The sequence below is a fragment of the Micromonospora sp. I033 genome (genome assembly GCF_053890995.1).
On record NZ_JBSSLX010000228.1, the window covers coordinates 1 to 8,876 of the forward strand.

The 8,876-nt window shown below is 76.0% G+C and carries 6 protein-coding genes and 2 pseudogenes; 3 read left to right on the forward strand and 5 right to left on the reverse strand.

Annotated features, from left to right (window positions below; translation table 11 throughout):
- Nucleotides 1-159: 159 nt before the first annotated feature.
- The 4 genes and pseudogenes from ACW0Q9_RS26310 to ACW0Q9_RS26325 form a co-directional block, all read right to left on the reverse strand.
- Nucleotides 160-939, reverse strand: a pseudogene (locus ACW0Q9_RS26310) (putative protein N(5)-glutamine methyltransferase); the annotation flags it as partial.
- A 170-nt stretch (nt 940-1,109) separates the two neighbouring features.
- Entirely contained in the window at nt 1,110-2,219 is a 1,110-nt protein-coding gene (locus ACW0Q9_RS26315) for a cystathionine gamma-lyase (protein ID WP_456185766.1), read from the reverse strand.
- Nucleotides 2,220-2,226: 7 nt separating this feature from the next.
- Nucleotides 2,227-3,234: an NAD(P)H-dependent glycerol-3-phosphate dehydrogenase gene (locus tag ACW0Q9_RS26320; protein ID WP_456185768.1), complete on the reverse strand. Its 1,008-nt coding sequence runs from the start codon at nt 3,232-3,234 to the stop codon at nt 2,227-2,229.
- Nucleotides 3,231-3,956: a lysophospholipid acyltransferase family protein gene (locus ACW0Q9_RS26325; RefSeq protein WP_456185770.1), complete on the reverse strand. Its 726-nt coding sequence runs from the start codon at nt 3,954-3,956 to the stop codon at nt 3,231-3,233. Before ACW0Q9_RS26325 ends, ACW0Q9_RS26320 begins: the two co-directional genes overlap by 4 nt.
- A 111-nt stretch (nt 3,957-4,067) precedes the next feature.
- On the opposite strand from ACW0Q9_RS26325, the pseudogene cofC reads away from it, so the two are divergent.
- The 3 genes and pseudogenes from cofC to ACW0Q9_RS26340 form a co-directional block, all read left to right on the forward strand.
- Nucleotides 4,068-4,700, forward strand: a pseudogene (gene cofC / locus ACW0Q9_RS26330) (2-phospho-L-lactate guanylyltransferase); the annotation flags it as partial.
- 264 nt (nt 4,701-4,964) lie between these two features.
- Complete coding sequence (locus ACW0Q9_RS26335) at nt 4,965-7,253, forward strand: RNA degradosome polyphosphate kinase (RefSeq protein WP_456185772.1); 2,289 nt, start codon at nt 4,965-4,967, stop codon at nt 7,251-7,253.
- A gap of 40 nt (nt 7,254-7,293) precedes the next feature.
- Nucleotides 7,294-8,175, forward strand: a complete 882-nt coding sequence (locus tag ACW0Q9_RS26340) for an NUDIX domain-containing protein (protein ID WP_456185774.1) — start codon at nt 7,294-7,296, stop codon at nt 8,173-8,175.
- Nucleotides 8,176-8,193: 18 nt separating this feature from the next.
- On the opposite strand, the gene ACW0Q9_RS26345 is transcribed toward ACW0Q9_RS26340, so the two are convergent.
- A partial coding sequence (locus ACW0Q9_RS26345) for an endonuclease/exonuclease/phosphatase family protein (protein WP_456185776.1) occupies nt 8,194-8,876 on the reverse strand: 683 nt, incomplete at its 5' end.

Below are 8,876 nucleotides of genomic sequence, written 5' to 3' on the forward strand. Positions count from 1 at the left end.
GGGGGGGGGGGCGCGGGCCGGGCGGGTGCCCTCGGGGGACCCGGGGCGGGGGCCGGCGGGGCCCGTTTGGGGGTGCGCGACGACGCCTGGGGGCCCCCCGCGGTGACCGCCCGCCGTCGGGGGGGAGGCGTGGGCCGACCCCGCCGGCGCCGGGACCGGGCGGGCGGTCACGGCGGTGGCCTCCAGGTCGTCGTCGTGCACCACGAACGGGTCCAGGCCGGCACCGGCCAGGATCCCGCAGAGCGCACCGGCCTGGCCGGCGCTCACCTCGACCGCCAGGTGCCCACCGGGGGCCAGCCACTCGGCCGCGCCGGCGGCCACCCGGCGCAGCACGGCCAGCCCGTCCGCGCCGCCGTCCAGGGCCACCGGGGCCTCGTACAGCCGCGCCTCGGGCGGCAGCATCGCCACGGCGTCGCTCGGCACGTACGGCGCGTTGGCCACCACCAGGTCCAGCCGGCCCCGCCACCGCACCGGCAGCGGCGCGAACAGGTCGCCCTCGTAGACCGGCACGCCCAGCGGGGCCAGGTTGCGCCGGGCGCAGGCCACCGCGGCCGGGTCGAGGTCGGCGGCGGCCAGCCAGCGGGGCGCCAGCCGGCCGTGCAGCACCAGCGCGGCGGCGCCCGAGCCGCAGCAGAGGTCGAGCACGGCGGGCGCCGGGCCGGCCACCGCCGCCGCGGCGGCGACCAGCAGGGCGGTCCGGCCGCGGGGCACGAACACCCCGGGGTCGACGGCGACCCGCAGGCCGCAGAACTCGGCCCAGCCGAGCAGGTGCTCCAGCGGCCGGCCGGCGACCCGGCGGTCGACCAGGTCGGTCAGGGCCTCGGCCGAATCGGCGGCGGCGATCAGCAGGTCCGCCTCGTCCTCGGCGAAGACGCAGCCGGCGGCGCGCAGCCGCCGGACGAGGGCGGGACGGTCGGGAGAGAACAGGGTGGGAGCCATGGCAGGCCTTTCGGGAACGCTCGTCGGCGCTCCCGGCGTCGCCTAACCCTGGGGCGACGCGGACTCGGAGGGAGCGCCGGTCCGCTGCTGGTGGATCGGTCTCACCTCCTCCGGTCGGGGCCCGTGCGGGCCGTGCTGCCCGTCACCTTAGCGGAGCGTTCCGGCCGGCGTCAGGCCGCGTCCAGCGCGCCGGTCACGTCGGCGACCAGGTCGGCGCCGTCCTCGATGCCACAGGAGAGCCGCACGAAGCCGGGCGCGGTGTCGTCCCCCCACTGGGCCCGCCGGTCGGCGGTGGTGTGCAGCCCGCCGAACGAGGTCGCGGCGGCCACCAGTCGCGACGCGTCGAGGAACCGGGCCACCCGGTCGGCGTCGCCCAGGTCGAAGGAGAGCACGCCGGGCATCCGTCGCATCTGGACCGAGGCCACCTTGTACGCCGGGTCGGCCGGCAGCCCGGGCCAGCGCAGGCCGGTGACGTCGCCGCGGCCGGCGAGCAGCCGGGCCAGCGCCTCGGCGTTGGCGGTCTGCCGGGCCAGCCGCAGGTCCACGGTCGCCAGCGAACGGTGCGCCAGCCAGCAGTCGAACGCCCCGGGCACCCCGCCCGTGGTGGTCCGCCAGGCGGTCACCGCGTCGAGCAGCTCGGCCGAGCGGGTCGCCACGTAGCCGAGCAGCAGGTCGGAGTGGCCGGTGAGGGCCTTGGTGCCGGAGGCGACCACCACGTCGGCGCCGAGCTCCAGCGGCCGCTGCCCCAGCGGGGTGGCCGTGGTGTTGTCCACCGCGACCAGGGCCCCGGCGGCGTGCGCCGCGGCGGCGAGCGCCGGCACGTCGGCCACGTCCAGACCGGGGTTCGCCGGGGTCTCCAGCAGCACCAGCCGGACGCCGTCGAACGACGGGTACGGCCCGGCGGTCGGCACGAAACCGACGCGTACCCCGATGCCCTCCAGGGTGGCGGTGGCGAAGGCGCGCACCGGGAAGTAGCCGTCGGCGGGGAGCAGCACGGTGTCCCCGGGGCGCAGCAGGGCCAGCAGGAGCCCGGTGATGGCCGCCTGGCCGCTGGCGAAGACCCGGCAGTCGCCGCCCTCCAGCTCGCCGACGGCCGCCTCCAGCAGCCGCCGGGTGGGGTTGTCCGGCCGCCCGTACCCGTTGGGGGCCGCCTCCGGCCCCCGCCACGGGTCCAGGTGGTAGGGCGCGGCGAAGACCGGCCCGGGCAGGAAGGGCTGGCCGGGTTCCGGCGCGGGCAGTCCGGCGTGCACGCTGCGCGTGCCGTCACCCCACTCGGTCATCGCCGCCTCACTCGTACGACTCGGGCTTCGCGGTGCGGCTCATCAGGGCGTCCACGGCGAGCCGCGGATCCATCCCCTCGTGGCAGATCCGCTCGATCTGCTCGGTGATCGGCATCTCCACGCCGTGCGCCCGGGCCAGGTCCCGGATGGCCAGGCAGCTCTTGACGCCCTCGGCGGTCTGCCGGGTGGCCGCCTGGGCCTGCTCCAGGGTCTCCCCCCGGCCCAGGTGCTCGCCGAAGGTGCGGTTGCGGGCCAGCGGCGACGAGCAGGAGGCGACGAGGTCGCCCATGCCGGCCAGGCCGGCGAAGGTGATCGGGTCGGCGCCGAGCGCCACGCCCAGCCGGGCGGTCTCGGCCAGGCCGCGGGTCATCAGCATGGCCCGGGTGTTGTCGCCGAAGCCCATGGCGGTGGCGATCCCGTACGACAGGGCGATCACGTTCTTCACCGCCCCGCCCAGCTCGCAGCCGATCACGTCGTCATTGGTGTACGGCCGGAAGTACGGCGTACGGATCGACGACTGGACCAGCGCGGTGCGGCGGCTGTCGGTGCCGGCGACCACGGTCGCGGCCGGCTGTTCGGCCGCGATCTCCGGGGCCAGGTTGGGCCCGGAGACGACCACCACCCGGTCGGCCGGCACCCCGGCGGTCTCCATGATCACCTGGCTCATCCGCTTGGTGGTGCCCAGCTCGATGCCCTTCATGAGGGAGACCAGCGTGGCGTCGGGGTCCAGGTACGGGGTCCACTCGGCGAGGTTGGCCCGCAGCGTCTGCGACGGCACGGAGAGCACCACCACCTCGGCCCCGGCGATCGCCTCCTCCGCGTCCCCGGTCGCGGTGACCCGGTCGGGCAGCCGCACGTCCGGCAGGTAGTCCGGGTTGTGGCGCCCGGTCCGGATCGCCTCGGCCACCGAGGCGCGCCGGGCCAGGATGGTCACCTCCCGGCCGGCGTCGGCGAGGATCTTGGCGAAGGCGGTGCCCCACGAGCCCGCCCCCAGCACCGCCACATGTCCGGTCACTCGGTCACCTCGGGGGTACGCGTCCGGGCCGGCCGCTCCCACAGCGGTGGTGGTGTGCCGCCGCGGATCTCGGCGACCAGGTCCCGGATCCGCAGCATGATGTGGTCGGTCATCTCCTCCAGGATCGCCCTGGTCGGCGTGGCGCCCGCCCACCGGCTCAGGTCGATCGGCGGCCCGGCGACCACGGTCACCGGGGTGCGCGGGCGCAGCCCGATGCGGGCCGTCCGCGGGTCGAACATCTTCTCCGGGCCCACCATGGCCAGCGGGATCACCGGGGCGCCGGTGGCCAGCGCCAGCCGGGCCGCGCCGGTCTTGCCCTTCATCGGCCACAGGTCCGGCTCGCGGGTGGTGGTCCCCTCCGGGTAGATCACCACCGCGCCGCCCTCGTTCACCGCGGCGACCAGCTTGTCCAGCGACCGGGCCGCCTCGACGGTGCCGCGCTCGACCGGGATCTGCTGGCACCGGTGCAGGATCCAGCCGATCACCGGCACCCGGAACACGCTGGCCTTGCCGAGGAACCGCGGCCAGCGCCCGGCGTCGTGGATGAAGTGCGCGGACACCAGCGGGTCCGCGTGCGAGATGTGGTTGGGCACGATGATGATGCCGCCCTCGGGGGGCAGGTGCTCCATGCCCCGCCAGGTGCGCCGCGTCCAGACGGTCAACACCGGCTTCACCAGCACCACGGCGAACCGTGGCCAGAATCCCAGCCTCCGCCGTGCCACCCTGCCTCCTCGTTCCGCCCCACGCGCGCGCACGCCCCGGGACGAAATCATGCCTGCTCGCTCCGGGTCCGGCCAGTGAGGGTACCGCTGCCCGACTGGCAGGATTGTCACGTGCCTGAGCCGACCTGGACCGTGGTGGTGCCGGTGAAGCGCCTCGGGGTGGCGAAGAGCCGCCTCCGGGGCGCGCTGCCCGGCGTACCCCATGAGGAGCTGGCGCTGGCCCTGGCGGCCGACACGGTCCGCGCGGTGCGGGCCTGCCCGGCGGTGGCCGGGGTGCTGGTGGTGACCGACGACCCCCGGGTGGCGGCGGAGGCGTCCGCGGCCGGCGCGGAGGTCACGCCGGACCCGGCCGCCGGGTTGAACGCGGCGTTCCGGCACGGCGCGGCCGCGGCCGGCCCGCGCGCCGCGGTGGCCGGCCTCACCGCCGACCTGCCGGCGTTGCGCCCGGCCGACCTGGCCGCGGCGCTGCGGGCCCTCCCCACCGACGGGGTACGCGGGTTCGTGGCCGACGCCCCGGGCAGCGGCACCGTGCTGCTCGCCGCGCGGCCCGGGGTTCCCCTGGGGCCCCGCTTCGGCCCCGGCTCGGCGGCCGCGCACGCGGCGAGCGGGGCACTCCCCCTGCCCGGCGACTGGCCCAGCCTGCGCCGGGACGTGGACACCCCGGCCGACCTGACCGCCGCCGCCCGGCTCGGGGCCGGCCCGCGCACCGCCGCGCTGCTGGCCCGGGCCGGCCGGAGCGTCGGGTACGGTGCTGGCATGCAGGGCACGGTGGCCACCTACGACGCGTCGACCCGCAGCGGGGTGCTGCTCCTCGACGACGGCACCGAGCTGGCCTTCCCGGCCCGCGCCTTCGACGCCTCCGGGCTGCGGCTGCTCCGGCTCGGGCAGCGGGTCCGGATCGAACGGGACGCCGCCGGCGAGGTCGTCCGGGTGACGTTGCCGACGATGGCGTGACCAACCTCCCCCGAGTTCATTTTCCGTTCACCCTTGTCGGGGAATCATGAGGTGGTGAGCACCCCTCGCGAGCACCCCGACGGTCCCCGTAACCTCGTCGACCCCGGCGCGCCCCGCAACGGCGCGTCGACCCGCGGCGCCGACGGCCGGTTCCGCCGCGTCCGCCCGCCCGAGGAGAGCGTCAGCCCCGATCCCGCGGCGGCGGCCTCCGCCGGGCTGGAGGAGTCCCTCGACCCGGTCGAGGGGCCGGGCGCGCAGGCGGAGGCGCCGGCGGCCCTCCCGCTGCCAGAGGACCGGTTCTTCAACCGGGAGCTCTCCTGGCTCGACTTCAACGCCCGGGTGCTGGCGCTGGCCGAGGACCCCCGCACGCCGCTGCTGGAACGGGCCAAGTTCCTGGCCATCTTCGCCAGCAACCTGGACGAGTTCTACATGGTGCGGGTGGCCGGGCTGAAGCGCCGGCTCTCCGCCGGCCTCCCGGTACGCGGCGGTGACCGGCTGCCGCTGCGGACCCAGCTGGAGCTGATCACCGAGAAGACCGCCGACCTGGTCTCCCGGCACGCCGCCTGCTTCGTCGACGACGTGCTGCCGAAGCTCGCCGAGGCGGACATCCGGATCCTGCGCTGGAGCGACCTCGACGACGCCGAGCGGGAACGGCTGCGCACCTGGTTCCGGGAGCACATCTTCCCGGTGCTCACCCCGCTCGCGGTCGACCCGGCGCACCCGTTCCCGTACATCTCGGGGCGGTCGCTCAACCTGGCCGTCTCGGTGCGCGACCCGGACGGCGGCTCGGAGCTGTTCGCCCGGGTCAAGGTGCCGAACAACGTGCCCCGGTTCGTCCGGGTGGCGCGCGACCAGCCGGGGGTGCGCTTCCTGCCGGTGGAGGACCTCATCTCGGTGCACCTCGGGCAGCTCTTCTCCGGCATGCAGGTGGTCGAGTGCCACCTGTTCCGGGTGACCCGCAACGCCGAGGTGGAGGTGGACGAGGACCGCGACGAGGACCTGCTCCAGGCGCTGGAACGGGAGCTGGCCCGGCGCCGGTTCGGCCCGCCGGTGCGGCTGGAGGTTGCCGCCTCCATCTCCGACCACATGCTGGAGCTGCTCGTCCGCGAGCTGGACATGGACGGCCACGACGTGCTCCGGGTCCGCGGCCTGCTCGACCTCTCGGCGCTCTGGCAGGTCTACGGCGAGGCCGACCGCCCCGACCTGAAGGACCCGCCGTTCGTGCCGGCCACCCACCCCCGGCTCGCCGAGGGCGAGGTGCCACGCAGCGTGTTCGCCACGCTGCGGGACGGGGACGTGCTGGTGCACCACCCGTACCACTCGTTCGCGACCAGCGTGCAGCGCTTCATCGAGCAGGCCGCCGCCGACCCGAACGTGCTGGCCATCAAGCAGACCCTCTACCGCACCAGCGGCGACTCCCCCATCGTCGACGCTCTTGTCGACGCCGCCGCCGCCGGCAAGCAGGTGGTGGTGCTGGTCGAGCTGAAGGCGCGCTTCGACGAGGTGGCCAACATCGGCTGGGCCCGCACCCTGGAGCGGGCCGGCTGCCACGTGGTCTACGGCCTGGTCGGCCTGAAGACGCACTGCAAGACCGCGCTGGTGGTGCGCCAGGAGGGCAACCAGATCCGCCGCTACTGCCACATCGGCACCGGCAACTACCACCCGAAGACCGCCCGGCTCTACGAGGACTTCGGCATGCTCACCGCCGACCCGGAGATCGGCGCCGACCTCACCGACCTGTTCAACGTGCTCACCGGCTACAGCCGGCAGACCGCGTACCGCCGGCTGCTGGTGGCCCCGCAGGGCATCCGCAGCGGCCTCGTCGAGCGGATCGAGCGGGAGATCGAGCACGTCCGGCTGGGCATGCCGGGGCTGGTGCAGTTCAAGGTGAACGCGCTGGTCGACGAGGAGATCACCGACGCGCTCTACCGGGCGTCCCGGGCCGGCGTGCACGTGGACCTGCTGATCCGGGGCATGTGCACGCTGCGGCCCGGGGTGCCCGGGCTGTCGGAGAACATCCGGGTGCGCTCGATCCTCGGCCGGTTCCTGGAGCACTCGCGGATCTTCCGCTTCGGCAACAACGGCGACGCCGAGTTCTGGATGGGCTCGGCCGACCTCATGCACCGCAACCTGGACCGCCGGGTGGAGGCGCTCGTGCAGGTGAGCGACCCGGTGGCCCGGGCCGAGCTGGACCATGTGCTGACCGCCGCGTTCAGCCCCGAGGTGGACGCGTTCGAGCTTGCCGCCGACGGGAGCTGGCACCGGCGTACCGGCACCGACGACACGCCGCTGACCCACCTGCAGGACCTGCTGCTGCACCGGGTCGGCGGGAGGGCGGGCTGAGCGGACCACGGCGCGCTCGGGGCGGGCTTACGGTGAGCGGATGACGGACGACGAGCCGGTGCGGATCCGGGCCGCGGGCGGGGTCGTCTGGCGCCCGGCGGCCGGCGGCGTCGAGGTCTGCCTGGTGCACCGCCCCCGGTACGGCGACTGGTCGCTGCCCAAGGGCAAGCTGGACGCCGGCGAGCACCCGCTGCGGGCCGCCGTCCGCGAGGTCGCCGAGGAGACCGACGTCCGGGCCGTGCCGCAGGTCCGCCTGCCCACCGTCCGCTACCGCAGCGAGGGCCGGCCCAAGGCGGTCGACTACTGGTCGATGCGGGCCGCCGCGCAGGGCGGCTTCCAGCCGGACACCGAGGTGGACGAGGTGGGCTGGTTCCCCGCCGATCAGGCCGTACGCCAGGTCAGCTACCCGCACGACGCCGAGGTGATCGGCGCGTTCGCGGCGCTGCCGCCGGTCACCGCCACCCTGCTGGTGGTCCGGCACGCGCACGCCGGCAAGCGGGGCACCTGGACCGGCCCGGACACCGGCCGGCCGCTGGACGCCGAGGGCCGGGCCCAGGCGCAGGCGCTCGCCGCCCTGGTGGCACTGGTCCGCCCGGCCCGCCTGGTCTCCGCCTCGGCCCGCCGCTGCGTGCAGACCCTCGACCCGGCGGCCGCCCTGCTGGACCTGCCCATCGAGGTGGTCGGCGACCTCGACGAGCCGCGGCCCGGCCAGCAGTTGGACGAGTGCGCCCTGGCCGCCGCGGCCCGGCTCACCGCCCTGGCCGGCGCCGGGGAGACGGTCGCGGTGTGCAGCCAGGGCAAGGTGATCCCGGGCGCGCTGGAGCGGCTGACCGGCCTCTCCGACGACTACACCACCCCGAAGGGCGGCGGCTGGCTGCTCGCCTTCACCGGCGACCGCCTGCTCGCGGCCGACCGCCTCTGAGCCGTTCGGCGCGGCTGCTCAGGGCAGGGCGAGCGTCACCGCGACCGGGAGGTGGTCGCTGGCGGTGCTGCGCGGGGCCACCGCCCCGGACGGGGTGAGACCCGGTGCGACGAAGACGTGGTCGATCTGGGTGCGCGGGTCGTCGGCCGGGCTGGTGCGCAGCGGGCGGGCCGCGGCCAGCGCGTCGACCAGCCCGGCGCGGGTGAACTCGGTGAACGCCGGATCGCCGGGCTCGGTGTTCAGGTCGCCGCCGACGATCAGGGGACGGCCGGCCGCGTACCGGGTGGCGAAGGCCGCCACCTCACGGGCCTGGGCCACCGGGCCCTGCCCCGGCGGGGGTTGCAGGTGGGTGGCGACCACGGCGAGGTCCCGGCCGCCGAGGTCGAGCGTGACGCCGAGCGCCTGCGCCCCGGTCGGCGCGCCGTGCGCCGCGAGGTGTCGGGTGCGGCCGGCCCGCACGGGGAAGCGGCTCAGCACCGCGTCGCCCCACACCGGATCGGCGGCGGGCGCGAAGACGTACGGCATCCGCAGCCGCCCGGCGAGCAGGGCGAGGGTGTCGTGGCCGCCGTTGAGCAGCCAGCCCCGGTCCACCTCGCTGAGCAGCACCACGTCCGGCCGGTTACCGTCGACCGCCCGGGTCAGCGCGTCGAGGTCGAGCCGCCCGTCCAGCCCGAAGCCCATCCGGATGTTGTACGCCACCA